Source organism: Streptomyces sp. NPDC043908 (genome assembly GCF_056435525.1).
The window spans coordinates 137,031-149,744 of record NZ_JBWKEI010000007.1 but is presented as its reverse complement, the minus strand read 5'-3'; the positions used below and the strand labels follow the sequence as shown (position 1 = coordinate 149,744).

The window sequence follows — 12,714 nt, the reverse complement described above, 5'->3', positions numbered from 1 at the left end:
TGCGCCGCCGACTAGGCTCCGCCCCATGGACGCACTCTCCGGACTGCTCGACGGGCCGCGCGCCCGCGGGGCGTTTCTGCTGCGGATGGTGATGGAACCGCCGTGGTCCGTACGGATCGAGGACCGGGCGCCCATCTGCCTGATGTCGACGACGCGCGGCGAGGCGTGGGTGGTGCCCGACGCCGGGCCGCCGGTCCTGGTCCGCCCCGGTGACATCGTCGTCGCCCGCGGCCCCGACCCGTACACCGTCGCCCACGCCCCCGACGCCGAGCCGTCCGCCAGGATCGGCCCCGGCGGGGTGTGCACCACGCTGCGCGGCGAGCCGCTGGCGCAGTCGATGGAGCTGGGCGTACGGACCTGGGGCAACGCCGCCGACGGTTCGGCCACCATGCTCGTCGGTACGTATCTGATGGAGGGGGAGATCAGCGGGCGGCTGCTCGACGCGCTGCCGCCGCTGCTGGTGCTCACCGCCGAGGAGTGGAACCGCTCGGTGATGCCGCTGCTCGACGAGGAGATATCCCGGGACGAGCCGGGCCAGAGCGTCGTTCTGGACCGGCTGCTCGACCTGCTCCTGATCGCGGTGCTGCGGGCCTGGTTCAACCGGCCGGGGGCCTATGCGCCCGCCTGGTACCGGGCCATGGGCGACCCCGTGGTGGGGCCCGCGCTGCGGCTGCTCCAGAACGAGCCCGCGCATCCGTGGACGGTGGCCGCGCTCGCCGCGCGGTGCGGGGTCTCCCGGGCGGGGCTGGCCCGGCGCTTCGGTGAGCTGGTGGGGGAGCCGCCGATGGCGTACCTCACGGGCTGGCGGCTCGCGCTCGCGGCGGATCTGCTGCGCGAGAGCGACGCGACGGTCGAGGCGATCGCGCGGCAGGTCGGGTACGGGGGCGCGTTCGCGCTGAGCGCCGCCTTCAAACGCGTCCGGGGCGTCAGCCCGCAGGAACACCGGACGAATTGCCGAAACGGCAAAGGAATTCCCGCGACCGCGACGGCCGGGGGCAGGGTGGAGCCATGAGCGACTCGCGCGGCCACGACGGCCGGAACAGCCACGACGACAACCACCGCGGCGGCCGGGGAGACGGCCCGGGCCACACCCACGGGACCGGCCGGGGGAGCGGCCAGGGGCACGGACACGGTCACGGGCACGGAGGCGGCTGGGCGGACTTCGACTGGGAGACGCTGCTCCCGCTCCTGGTGGGCGAGGCCGAACTGTTCTCCGGCGCCTACCGGGAGGCCGCGGACTGGATCGCCGGGCAGCGCTCCGGCGGCCCCGAGGTGCGCCGGATCCTCGACATCGGCAGCGGCCCCGGTGTGGTGACGTGTCTGCTCGCCCAGGCGTTCCCGCGCGCGGAGGTCGTCGCCGTCGACGGCAACCGGGCGCTCCTCGGCCACGCCCTGGCCCGCGCGGAGCGCCTGGGCCTCGGTGACCGCATCCGTACCATCGAGGCCGAACTCCCGGAAGGCTTCGGGGAGTTGGGGGACGCGGACCTCGTCTGGGCGGGGAACTCGCTGCACCACCTGGGCGACCAGCGGGCCGCGCTCGCCGGGTTCGCGCGGCTGCTGCGGCCGGGCGGCACGGTGGCCCTCGCGGAGGGCGGGCTGCCCACGCGCCGGCTGCCCCGCGACATCGGTATGGGGCGGCCGGGCCTGGAGGCCAGGATCGACGTGCTGGTGGACGAGCGGTTCGCGCGGATGCGGGCGGAGCTGCCGGACGCCAAGGAGGAGACCGAGGACTGGGGGGCGCTGCTGACGTCCGTGGGGCTTGTCTCCCCGGCCGGGCGGAGCTTCCTCGTCGACTTCCCGGCGCCGCTGGAGCCGGACGTGCGGGAGCAGGTGGTGTACGCGTTCGCCAGGACCGCCGAGACGGTGGGGGAGGAGTTGTCACCGGAGGACGCGGCGGTGCTGCGGCGGCTGATGGACCCGGAGGACGAGGCGGGTCTCGCGCGGCGCCCGGACGTGTTCCTGCTGACGGCGAGGTCGATCCACACGGCGCGCCGCGCGGACTGAGGCTCCCGCACGGCGCGAAGTCCGCGGCTCAGGACGGCGACCGTCCTGAGCCGCGGACTTACGTCACGTCACGGGGCGATACGGCCCCTGGGCGCGCTCAGTTGGCGTCGAACTCGTCCGGGTCCGGCCCCAGCCGCTTGCCCTCGTCGAGCGCGGCGATCGCCGCGATGTCCTCGGCGTCGAGCTCGAAGCCGAACACGTCGAAGTTCTCGGCGACGCGCGAGGGCGTCACCGACTTCGGGATGGCGATGACGCCGAGCTGGAGGTGCCAGCGCAGCACGATCTGCGCCGGGGTCTTCCCGTACTTCCGCGCGATCGCCACGATCGTCGGGACCTCCAGGAGGCCCTTGCCCTGGCCCAGCGGCGACCAGGCCTCGGTCGCGATGGAGTGCTCGGCGTTGAAGGCGCGCAGCTCGGCCTGGGCGAGCTGCGGGTGCAGCTCGACCTGGTTGACCGCGGGGGTCACGCCCGACTCGTCGATGATCCTGCGCAGGTGCGGCGCCTGGAAGTTGGAGACGCCGATCGCCTTGGCGCGGCCGCTCTCGGCGATCTCGGTGAACGCCTTCCAGATCGATACGTAGTCCTCGCGCACCGCGCGCGGCCAGTGGATCAGGTACAGGTCGACGTAGTCGAGGCCCAGCTTCGACAGGGAGGCGTCGAACTCGCGCAGGACGCCGTCGCGCGTCCACGTCTCGTTGGCGCTGTTCCACAGCTTGGTGGTGACGAAGAGCTCCTCGCGGGCCACTCCCGAAGCCGCGATCGCCTTGCCGGTGCCCGCTTCGTTCTCGTAGACCGCGGCCGTGTCGATCGACCGGTACCCGGTCTCGATCGCGGTCTCGACCGCCTGCGCGGCCTCGTCGTCCGGCACCTGCCAGACACCGAACCCGAGCTGGGGCATCTCGACGCCGTTGTTGAGGGTGATGGAGGGGACCTTGCTCACGAGCGGTCGATCCTTACGTCGTCGGTTGGTACTCATCACCTCAACGAGTGGCCGGAGCGAACCATTCCCCACGCTGCCGACAGCCGGGAATTCCGTGCTCCAGATCCGGCCTTCCCGGGTCCTCGGCCCTGCGGCCGGCAGGGGCCGATCCTGGGCGCTCCCCCCACAAACCGCCCAACTCCTCGGCGGGCAAGGGCGGTTGGTTCGACCCGGGCCATTGACATCGGGCCCCTCCATCCACTGCTATGCAGTGATGGTTAGGAATCTTTCCTAACTCTCCCCCCTCGGAAGGACCCCCCATGCACGCTGCCGCTCCCCGACGCCGCGCCGCCGCGGTCGCCGCCGGCCTCGGTTGCCTCGTCCTGCCCCTGGTCGCCTCCGGCTCCAGGGCCGCCGCCTCCCCGCCGCTCGCCGCGGGCACCATGGCCGCCGCGCCCTACGAGTACCTGGGCTGGGGCAGTCCGCAGAAGCCCACCGACGTCATGGCCGCCACCGGTGTGAAGTGGTTCACCCTCGCGTTCATCCTCTCCGACGGCGGCTGCAACCCGAAGTGGGACGGGACGCGGCCGCTGACCGGCGGTTCGGACCAGTCCGCCGTCAACGCCATCCGGGGCGCGGGCGGAGACGTCGTCATCTCCGTCGGCGGCTGGAGCGGCAACAAGCTCGGCGAGAAGTGCTCCAGCGCCTCCGCGCTGGCCGGCGCCTACCAGAAGGTGATCAACGCGTACCACCTCAAGGCGCTGGACATCGACATCGAGGACACCGAGTTCTCCAACGCGACGGTCCGCAAGCGGGTCGTCGACGCACTGAAGATCGTCAAGAACACCAACCCCGGCATCGTCACCTACGTGACCATGGGCACCACGCCCGGCGGCCCGGACGCCAATGGCAAGGACCTCATCAAGAAGGGCGCCGCGGCGGGGCTCGCCAACGACGGCTGGGTGATCATGCCGTTCGACTTCGGCGGCCACAGCGGCTCCATGGGCTCCGCGACCGTGAGCGCCCTCGAAGGGCTGAAGGCCGCGGTGAAGAGCGCGTACGGCTACGGCGACGACACCGCCTACCGCCACATCGGGGTGTCCTCCATGAACGGCAGGACCGACGAGGCGGGCGAGACCGTCACCACCGGCGACTTCCAGACCATCCTCGGCTACGCCCGGCAGCACCACATCGCGCGGTTCTCCTTCTGGTCGGTCAACCGCGACCGGCAGTGCGGCTCGGGCGGCGGCAGCGGCGACTCGTGCAGCGGAGTCTCCCAGGCCCCCTACGCCTTCACCAGGATCGTCGTCCAGTACACCGGCTGAGGGGCGTCCTCCGTCAGAGGAGGACTGGACGAGCGGCCACTTCCGGGTGTTCCGGCTGCGGGACCCTCCGTGAGAGGGGCGGCCCGCCCTGTACCGCGACGGCTCAGCGGTACAGGGCGTCCACCTCCACCGTGTAGGCCTCCTCGATGGCCCGCCGCTTGAGCTTCAGCGACGGGGTGAGCAGACCGTGCTCCTCGGTGAACTGATGGGCGAGGATCCGGAAGGTGCGGATCTGCTCGGCTTGGGAGACCAGGGTGTTGGCGGCGACCACCGCGCGCCGCACCTCGGTCTCCAGGTCGGGGTCGCGTACGAGCTCCGAGGGGGTCATCGACGGTTTGTTGCGCATCGCCAGCCAGTGGTCGACGCCCTCCTGGTCGAGGGTGACCAGGGCCGCGATGTAGGGGCGGTCGTTGCCGACGACGATGCACTGGGCCACCAGCGGGTGCGCGCGCACCCGCTCCTCCAGGGCCACCGGCGAGACGCTCTTGCCGCCGGAGGTCACCAGGATCTCCTTCTTGCGGCCGGTGATGGTCAGATAGCCGTCCTCGTCGAGGGCGCCGATGTCACCGGTGGCCAGCCAGCCGTCCTTGAGGACGCGCTCGGTCGCCTTGGGCTCGTTGAGGTAGCCGGAGAAGACCTGGCCGCCGTGGAGCCACACCTCGCCGTCCTCGGCGATGTGCACGGTGGTGCCCGGCACCGGCTGGCCGACCGTGCCGAACCGGGTGCGCTCGGGCGGGTTGGCGGTGGCGGCGGCCGTGGACTCGGTCAGACCGTACCCCTCGTAGATCGTCACCCCCGCGCCCGCGAAGAACAGCGCGAGGCGGCGGCCCATGCTGGAGCCGCCGGACATGGCGTGCCGCACCCGACCGCCCATCGCCTCGCGGACCTTGCCGTACACGACCTTCTCGAAGAACTGGTGCTGCATCCGCAGCGCCGCCGAAGGGCCCGGCCCCTGGCCGAAGGCCTTCTGCTCCATCGCCTCCGCGTACTTCACCGCGATGTCGACGGCCTTGTCGAAGGCGCCCGCCCTCCCCTCCGCCTCGGCGCGCCGGCGGGCGGCGTTGAAGACCTTCTCGAAGATGTACGGGACGGCCAGGATGAAGGTGGGCCGCAGCGACTGGAGGTCGGGCAGGAGCGCGGAGGCGGAGAGCGCGGGCTGGTGGCCCAGCTTCACCCGGCCGCGGACGGCCGCCACCTCCACCATCCGGCCGAAGACGTGCGCCAGCGGCAGGAAGAGCAGCGTGGACGCCTCGTCGCCGGGGCGCGAGTGGAAGACCGGCTCCCAACGGGCGACCATCGTGTCCGCCTCGAACATGAAGTTGGCGTGGGTGATCACACAGCCCTTGGGGCGGCCGGTGGTGCCGGAGGTGTAGATGACGGTCGCGGTCGACTCGGGGGTGACCGCCCGCCGGTGGCGGTGCACCACGTCGTCGTCGATCTGCGCGCCCGCCACCAGGAGTTCGCCCAGCGCCCCGGCGTCCAGCTGCCACAGGCGTTTGAGGTGCGGCAGCCGGTCCACGACCGAGCCGATGGTCATGGCGTGGTCCTCGTGCTCGACCACGCAGGCGGTGACCTCGGAGTCGTGCAGCATCCAGAAGACCTGCTCGGCGGAGGAGGTCGGGTAGATGGGGACCGGCTGGGCGCCGATGGACCACAGGGCGAAGTCGAAGAGCGTCCACTCGTAGCGGGTCCGCGACATCACGGCCACCCGGTCCCCGAACCGCACACCGTCCGCGATCAGCCCTTTGGCGAGCGCCAGCACCTCGTCGCGGAAGCGCGCCGAGCTCACGTCCTGCCACTGGCCCGCCGCGTCCTTGCGGGCCAGCGCGACCCGGTCCGGATCGTCCAGGGCGTGGTCGAACACCACGTCCGCCAGCCCGCCGACGTGAGGCGCCGTCGCCATGGGTGGGACAGTGAACTCGCGCAATACCTTGCTCCTTGTGGCGCTCCGCACAGCGCCGGTGACGGTACCCCACCCGGGGTCCCGGCGGGAGGGGCGTCAAGGAATACGGTCAAGTGCGGCAGTGATCGGCATCACCACAGGTCAGCACCGTGGAACCGGCCCCGCCCGGGTCGAGCGGCCCGCTTTCTGACCCTGGAGTCAGGAGCGGGCCGTCTTTTCTCCACGGAATCTGTACGTCCTGGTCACGCCCGCTCTACCGGCACGGCGGCGTTGGTCCGTACCTGCGCGGGCGCGGGTGGCGGCGTCCGTACCAGCGCGAACACCGCGAGCCCGGCCACCAGGGCGAGTACCCCGGCCGCCACCGAGGCGCCGTTCAGACCCGAGGCGAACGCGGAGTGCAGGGCCTCGTCGGGGACCCGGCCGCGCAGCGACCCGGCCGCCCCGCCGGCCAGCGCCCGGGCCTCGGGCGTGCTGTGCAGCGAGTCGGCCATCCGGGAGGTGGCGAGGGTGCCGAACACCGCGATGCCGACCGCGTAGCCGAGCTGGCGCACGGTGTTCATCGCGCCGGTCGCCATCCCGCTGCTGCGCTGCGGCACGGAGGCGAGCGCGGCCGACGCCAGCGCCGGGCTGACCAGACCCACTCCGACACCGGTCACCACCAGACCGGCCACCAGCGCCGTCCAGTCCGAGCCCGCGTCCAGCAGCGACTGCCCGAACAGGCCGACGGCGACGAGCAGCAGCCCGAGGCAGATGAGCAGCCGCTGCGAGACGCCGTGCAGGAACCGGCCGCCGAGCGCCGAGGTCACGAACGAGGCCAGCGCCAGCGGCACCAGCGCCAGGCCGCCCGTGACCGGGCTCATGTCCAGGAGCGTCTGGAGCCAGATCGAGGTGTACGGGAGCACACCGAAGGCGGCCGAGTTCAGCGCCAGGGCGGCCACCAGGACGCCGACGAAGGCCGGGCGCCGCAGCAGCGACAGATCCATCAGCGGCCGCTCGGTGCGGCTCTCCACCACGACGAAGACCAGCAGGGCGGCCACCGCCACGGCGAAGGAGAGCAGGGTGCGGGAGGCGCCCCAGCCGTCGGAGCCCGCGTTCACCGCCCCGTAGGTGAGGGTTCCGGCGAAGAGCGCGAACAGGGCCGTGCCCGCCCAGTCGGTGCGCCCGCCCGCCGGGTTCTTCGACTCCGGGACCACCCGCAGCGTCAGCCACACCGCGGCGGCGCTCACCGGAAGGTTGACGAAGAATATCCACCGCCACCCGAACCCCTCGGTGAGCAGCCCGCCCAGGATCGGGCCGAGCGCCGCGGCGGCGCCGTTGACCGCGCCCCACACCCCGAGCGCCACCGAGCGGTCGCGGCCCTGGTAGGCGGCGCCGAGCAGGGGCAGCGTCGTCGCGAACATCGCGGCGGCCCCCACCCCCTGGAGCGCGCGCATCGCGATCAGGGTGCCCGCGTCGTCCGCGAGGCCGCAGGCGAGCGAGGCGCCCGCGAAGAGCACCGTGCCCGCCGCGTAGAACTTGCGGCGCCCGGCGCGGTCCGCGCCCGCCCCGGCGCCGAGCAGCAGCGCGGCCAGCGCCAGCGCGTACACGTCGATCACCCACTGCAGACCCGACAGCGAGGCGTCCAGAGAACTCGCCATGTCCGGCAGCGCCACCGTCACGATGGTCACGTCCAGCAGCAGCATGAACGTTCCCAGACTCACGGCGACCAGCGGCCCCCACTTACGCATCACATTCCTCCGGCTTCCTTCGTTCGTCGTCCCGTACGATCGGTCGCGGCCGGACCGAAGTTCCACCCAGTTCGCCCAGCACGCAGGAATCCGACATCGCACAGGGGCCGACCGATGGATTCAACCGAATTCGACGAACTGGACCAGCGCCTGGTGAGCGCGCTCGTCCTGGACGCCCGGGCCCCGTTCAGCCGGATCGCCGCCGTGCTCGGCGTCTCCGACCAGACCGTGGCCCGCCGCTACCGCAGGCTGTACGCGGAGGGCGGGCTGCGCCTCGTCGGGGCCCGCGACACCGAGCGCCTCGGCCACACCCGCTGGATGCTGCGGCTGCGCTGCACCCCGGACGCCTCAATCTCCATCGCGACGGCGCTGGCCCGGCGCCCCGACACCGCCTGGATCGGGCTGACCTCGGGCGGCACCGAGGTGGTGTGCACGACCGAGACGCGTCGGCCCGAGGACCACGAGGCGCTGCTGCTCGGCAAGCTGCCGCGCACCCCGAGCATCGTCGAGATCGGCGCCCACCAACTGCTCCACCGCTTCTACGGCGGCCCGCTCGGCTGGTTCACCAAGGACTCGGCGCTCACCGCCGAGGAGCGGGCCGCGCTGATGCCCGAGCCGGTGCGGCCCCCGGACGGGCCGATCCGGCTCGACGCGTCGGACGAGGCCCTGATCGCCGCGCTCGCCCGCAACGGCCGCGCGGGCTACCCCGAGCTCCAGAAGGCCACCGGGCGTTCGGAGTCCGCCGTCAAGCGGCGCCTGGACCAGCTGCTGCGCTGGGGGGCCGTGTTCGTCGACGTCGAGTTCGACACGACCCTGTTCGGCTTCCGCAGCCGGGCGCTGCTGTGGATCACGGTGGCGCCCTCGGCGCTGGCCACCGTGGGCGCGGCCCTCGCCGCCCACCCGGAGGTGGCCTTCGCGGGTGCCACCTCGGGCCCGGCCAACCTCGTCGCCGTCGTCATCTGCCGGGACGCCGCCGGGCTCTACACCTACCTCAGCGAGAAGCTCGGCACGCTGGACGGCGTCCGGCACGTCGAGACCGCCCCTTTACTGCGCCAGGTCAAGCGGCTGACGTACGCGGGCTGAGACCGCTCGCCAGGATCGCCGCCGCGAGCGCGTCCGCCGCCTCCTGCGCCGAGGGGCGGCGCCGTCCGTGCAGCAGGACGAAGTCCACCGGCCCCAGCTCGGGCAGCCCCGCCCGCGCCGGCAGCGGTACGAGCCCGGGCGGGACCAGCCCCCGGGTGTGCGCCATCACGCCGAGCCCCGCGCGGGCCGCCGCGACGAGGCCGCTCAGACTGCCGCTGGTACAGGCGATCCGCCACGGCCGCCCGTGCTCCTCCAGGACCTCAAGCGCCCGGGCGCGGGTGATGCCCGGCGGCGGGAAGAGGATCAGCGGCACCGGCCGGCCCGGGTCCAGGCGCAGCCCCGGCGCGCCGATCCAGCAGAGGACGTCCTGCCGGACCCGCTCGCCGTGGGTGTCCCCGGGGCGCCGTTTGGCCAATACCAGATCGAGGCGGCCCGCCTCCAGCCGCCGGTGCAGGGTGCCGGACAGCTCGACCGTGAGCTCCAGGTCGACCTCCGGATGGTCGCGGCGGAAGGACTCCAGGACCTCCGGGAGCCGGGTGAGCACGAAGTCCTCGGAGGCGCCGAACCGCAGCCGCCCGCGCAGCCGGGTCCCGGTGAAGTAGGCGGCGGCCCGCTCGTGCGCGGCCAGGATGGTCCGGGCGAAGCCGAGCATGGCCTCGCCGTCCTGGGTGAGCCGGACGCTGTGGGTGTCCCGGCTGAACAGCGGACGCCCGGTCGCCTCCTCCAGCCGCCGCACGTGCTGGCTGACGGTGGACTGCCGCAGCCCCAGCCGCCGCGCGGCCTGGGTGAAGCTCAGCGTCTGCGCGACGGCGAGAAAGGTCCGGAGCTGGTGCGGCTCGTACACGGCGGCAGGTTATCGCGGAACGCGATGACAGTCAGAGCGGTGTACGGGATTCCCGATGGGCGGTGAAGGGTGAATGATCGGGAGGAGGCCGGTGCGGAGCCCGGCAGCCGTCCGTACGCGGACGGGTAGCCCCCGGCCGTACGGCCGCGCCCCTCGCCCGGACGAGAGCCCGGGCGGCACCTGACCGCCGGGGCCCGCGCACAGAGCCGAGCACCAGTCCGCGCACAGCCCCGCACAACCCCCGTACCGCCCCCGCACAGATCCCGTGGAGCAGATGACCCGCCGCGCATCCCGGCCGCCGTCCTGGCTGCCGGTCGACCCGTTCATCATGTCGCTGGTCGGCACCGTGGCCCTGGCCGCGCTGTTCCCGGTCTCCGGCTCCGCCGCGCATGTGGCGAGCGGCGCCTCGACCGGGGCCGTCGCCCTGCTCTTCTTCCTGTACGGGGCCCGGCTCTCCACCCGCGAGGCGCTCGACGGCCTGCGCCACTGGCGGCTGCACACGACGGTCCTGACCTGTACGTTCGTGCTCTTCCCGGTGCTGGGCCTGGCCGCGCGGGTCCTGGTGCCGGTGGTGCTGACCCCCGACCTCTTCCGCGGCCTGCTGTTCCTGTGCCTGGTCCCCTCCACCATCCAGTCCTCCATCGCCTTCACCTCGATCGCGCGCGGCAACGTGCCCGCGGCGATCTGCGCGGGCTCCTTCTCCAGCCTGGCGGGGATCGTCGTGACCCCGCTGCTGGCGGCGCTGCTGCTGGGCGGCGGGGCGGGGGGCGTCTCGGCGGACTCGGTACTGAAGATCGCCCTCCAGCTCCTGGTCCCGTTCGCCTGCGGGCAATTGCTGCGGGGTCCGCTGGCGGGCTTCCTGGCCCGGTACCGCCGGGTGCTGGGTCTGGTGGACCGCGGCTCGATCCTGCTGGTCGTCTACACCGCGTTCAGCGAGGGCATGGTCCGCGGCATCTGGCACCGGGTGAGCCCGGGCCGCCTCGGCGCGCTGCTCGCGGTCGAGGCGGTGTTCCTGGCCGTGATGCTCACGCTCAGCTGGTACGGGGCGAGGTGGCTCGGATTCGGCCGGGCCGACCGGATCGCGATCCAGTTCGCCGGGTCGAAGAAGAGCCTCGCGGCCGGGCTGCCCATGGCGGGCGTCCTGTTCGGCGGCCAGGCGGCCCTGGCGGCGCTGCCGCTGATGCTCTTCCACCAGACGCAGCTGATCGTCTGCGCGGTCATCGCCCGGCGCCGGGCCCGCGATCCGCTGGAGGAGGGGGAACCGGACGCGCCGGGCGCCGCGCCGCCCGCCGCCCTCACGCGCCGCCGGTGACGAGCACCACCTTGCCCAGGTTGCGCCGCGCGTCGATGACTTCATGGGCGCGGGCGGCCTCCTCCAGCGGGAACTCGGCGTGGACGGCCGCGCGCAGCTTCCCGGCGCGGTGCCGCTCCCACAGCTCCTCGCGCCAGGCGGCGTACAGCTCGGGCCTGTCGCGCGCGAGCATCGCCATCTGGAAGGCGATCACCGACTTCCCGCCGACCAGCAGGTCGTAGACCTCGACCGTGCCGCCGCCCGAGCCGAAGGCGACCAGCCGGCCGCCCGGGGCGAGCGCCTTCACCGCGGGGGTGAGCAGTTCGCCGCCCACGCCGTCGAGGACGACGTCGACCGGCTCGCCCCAGGACGCGTCGCCGTACAGCACGACCTCGTCGGCGCCCTTGTCCCGTACGAAAGCGGCCTTGTCGGCCGAGCTCACCGCCGCCACGACCCGGCTCGCGCCGCCCGCCCGGGCCAGTTGGAGGGCGAGCTGCCCGACGGCGCTCGCCGCCGCCGTCACCAGCACCGACTCACCGGGCCGCGCCCGCGCCGACTCGTAGGCGCCCCGGGCCACCAGGCCGCTGCGGACGAGCGCGACGGCCTCGACGGACGTGGCGTGGCCGGGGACGCGGGAGGTCATGGACGCGTGCAGGACGGCCAGTTCGGCGTACCCGTGCGAGAAGCAGAGCCCCGTCACCCGGTCGCCCGGGGCGAAGGCGGTGACCCCCTCGCCGACCGCGGCCACGGTGCCCGCGACCTCGCCGCCGAGCGGGAACGGCTCCTTCCCGTCGCGCACCTTGCGGACCACGGGCAGGGTGACGCCGATGGCCTCGGTGCGGACCAGCAGCTCGCCGGGGCCGGGCGCGGGGGCCCGCACGTCCTCGGTGAACAGGACCTCGGGGCCGCCGTTGACCTCGAAGCGGACTCGGCGCATGGACTCTCCCGACAGGTAGGGGTTCCCAACGGAATTCGTTGGTGGCCCCAACGGTAATCGGAGAATCGTTGGGAAGTCCAATGGTTTGCGGGTAGGGTCGGCGCCATGTCCGAGCACACCGACCCCTTTCCCGCCCTCCAGCGCATCCAGGCGCTGCCCAGCTGGGTCCTGGGCCGGGTGGCCGCCCGGGGCCGGAGCATGGTGGCGCGGGCCATCGGGAGCGAGGGCGCCAAGATGTGGCACCACGCCGTGCTGGCGGCCGTCTCCGAGTACGGCCCGCTCGCCCAGGCCGAACTCGGGCGCCGGATCGCGCTCGACCCCAAGGACCTGGTCGGCGTCCTCAACGACCTCCAGGCCGAGGGGTACGTCGTACGGGAGCCCGACCCCCGCGACCGCCGCAAGAACGCGGTGACGGTCACCTCCGGGGGCGAGGCCATGCTGGCGCGCTGCGCGGCGGCGGCCGAGCAGGCCAACGACGCCCTCCTCGCGCCGCTGAGCGCGGCCGAGCGCGAGCAGCTGATGGCGCTGCTGCGGCGGATCGGCGTGGAGGAGCCGGAGTAGAGGGAGTTGCCGGAGCGGCCGGAACCGGCGAGGCGGCTGGAGTACGCGAGAGGCGGCTGGAGCGGCAAGCCGGAGGGGGTGGATGCGGCTCCGGCCGGTCGGGCACGGTACGCCCGCGCC

Annotated in this window: 11 protein-coding genes; 6 read left to right on the top strand and 5 right to left on the bottom strand. The window is 73.3% G+C overall.

The annotated features are described in order from the left end of the window. The first annotated feature begins 25 nt into the window (after positions 1 to 25). Positions 26 to 1,012, top strand: a complete 987-nt coding sequence (locus AC069K_RS17470; protein WP_478617010.1) for a cupin domain-containing protein — start codon at positions 26 to 28, stop codon at positions 1,010 to 1,012. Continuing rightward, positions 1,009 to 2,004, top strand: coding sequence for a class I SAM-dependent methyltransferase (locus tag AC069K_RS17465; RefSeq protein WP_478617008.1), 996 nt, complete (start codon positions 1,009 to 1,011; stop codon positions 2,002 to 2,004). Before AC069K_RS17470 ends, AC069K_RS17465 begins: the two co-directional genes overlap by 4 nt. Positions 2,005 to 2,101: 97 nt before the next feature. Here the strand turns inward: AC069K_RS17465 and AC069K_RS17460 are convergent, their stop codons facing one another. Then, complete coding sequence (locus AC069K_RS17460) at positions 2,102 to 2,944, bottom strand: aldo/keto reductase (protein WP_365099704.1); 843 nt, start codon at positions 2,942 to 2,944, stop codon at positions 2,102 to 2,104. A 299-nt stretch (positions 2,945 to 3,243) separates the two neighbouring features. On the opposite strand from AC069K_RS17460, the gene AC069K_RS17455 reads away from it, so the two are divergent. Next, complete coding sequence (locus AC069K_RS17455; protein ID WP_365099706.1) at positions 3,244 to 4,248, top strand: chitinase; 1,005 nt, start codon at positions 3,244 to 3,246, stop codon at positions 4,246 to 4,248. 103 nt (positions 4,249 to 4,351) lie between these two features. Here AC069K_RS17455 and AC069K_RS17450 read toward each other — a convergent pair whose 3' ends face one another. Together AC069K_RS17450 and AC069K_RS17445 are read right to left on the bottom strand one after the other, a co-directional pair. Continuing rightward, positions 4,352 to 6,151 carry an AMP-dependent synthetase/ligase gene (locus tag AC069K_RS17450; protein ID WP_478617003.1) on the bottom strand — a complete coding sequence of 600 codons (1,800 nt, stop codon included), beginning with the start codon at positions 6,149 to 6,151 and terminating at the stop codon, positions 4,352 to 4,354. A gap of 242 nt (positions 6,152 to 6,393) precedes the next feature. Further along, the gene (locus tag AC069K_RS17445; RefSeq protein ID WP_478617481.1) at positions 6,394 to 7,878 is read right to left on the bottom strand and encodes an MFS transporter; all 1,485 of its coding nucleotides are present in this window, start codon (positions 7,876 to 7,878) and stop codon (positions 6,394 to 6,396) included. Between the two features lie 114 nt (positions 7,879 to 7,992). On the opposite strand from AC069K_RS17445, the gene AC069K_RS17440 reads away from it, so the two are divergent. After that, positions 7,993 to 8,961, top strand: coding sequence for an Lrp/AsnC family transcriptional regulator (locus tag AC069K_RS17440; RefSeq protein ID WP_478617000.1), 969 nt, complete (start codon positions 7,993 to 7,995; stop codon positions 8,959 to 8,961). Here the strand turns inward: AC069K_RS17440 and AC069K_RS17435 are convergent. Further along, positions 8,936 to 9,805 carry a LysR substrate-binding domain-containing protein gene (locus AC069K_RS17435; protein ID WP_365099714.1) on the bottom strand — a complete coding sequence of 290 codons (870 nt, stop codon included), beginning with the start codon at positions 9,803 to 9,805 and terminating at the stop codon, positions 8,936 to 8,938. The two genes, AC069K_RS17440 and AC069K_RS17435, sit on opposite strands and share 26 nt — an antisense overlap. 274 nt (positions 9,806 to 10,079) lie before the next feature. On the opposite strand from AC069K_RS17435, the gene AC069K_RS17430 reads away from it, so the two are divergent. Beyond that, positions 10,080 to 11,117, top strand: a complete 1,038-nt coding sequence (locus AC069K_RS17430; protein WP_478616996.1) for a bile acid:sodium symporter family protein — start codon at positions 10,080 to 10,082, stop codon at positions 11,115 to 11,117. Here AC069K_RS17430 and AC069K_RS17425 read toward each other — a convergent pair. Then, positions 11,101 to 12,033: a quinone oxidoreductase family protein gene (locus tag AC069K_RS17425; protein ID WP_478616993.1), complete on the bottom strand. Its 933-nt coding sequence runs from the start codon at positions 12,031 to 12,033 to the stop codon at positions 11,101 to 11,103. The two genes, AC069K_RS17430 and AC069K_RS17425, sit on opposite strands and share 17 nt — an antisense overlap. Positions 12,034 to 12,138: 105 nt before the next feature. Here AC069K_RS17425 and AC069K_RS17420 point away from each other — a divergent pair, with 105 nt between their 5' ends. After that, a complete protein-coding gene (locus tag AC069K_RS17420; protein WP_478616990.1) occupies positions 12,139 to 12,594 on the top strand; it encodes a MarR family winged helix-turn-helix transcriptional regulator in 456 nt (151 codons plus the stop codon). Positions 12,595 to 12,714: the final 120 nt, after the last annotated feature.